Origin of the sequence: Streptomyces sp. URMC 126, assembly GCF_051386555.1 — a bacterium.
GTDB lineage: Bacteria > Actinomycetota > Actinomycetes > Streptomycetales > Streptomycetaceae > Streptomyces.
This window is the reverse complement of record NZ_JBPQTX010001280.1, coordinates 1-241: the sequence shown is the minus strand read 5'-3', so window position 1 is coordinate 241 and position 241 is coordinate 1. Positions and strand designations below refer to the sequence as shown.

At 68.0% G+C, this 241-nt stretch carries 1 protein-coding gene; it reads left to right on the top strand.

Annotation, left to right across the window (positions count from 1 at the left end):
* Positions 1-2: 2 nt before the first annotated feature.
* Positions 3-241 (top strand): 2-dehydropantoate 2-reductase N-terminal domain-containing protein (locus ACSNOK_RS35965; RefSeq protein WP_436784855.1); only part of this gene is annotated, 239 nt, incomplete at its 3' end.

Here is a 241-nt window from a genome sequence, read left to right as displayed (position 1 = left end):
CGCTGGCGCCAGCCGTTGGGCCGGACACCGCGATCCTCCCCCTGCTCAACGGCATGCGCCATATGGACCTGCTGAAGACCCGCTTCGGTGAGGGCCGGGTGCTTGGCGGATTGTGCCTGATCTCGGCCGCTCTCGATCCCGAGGGGCGGGTTCTCCATCTCAACGATCTCCACACCCTGTCCTTCGGCGAGCCGGACGGCATGCGCTCACCCCGGATCGAGGCCATTGCCGCGGCACTCTC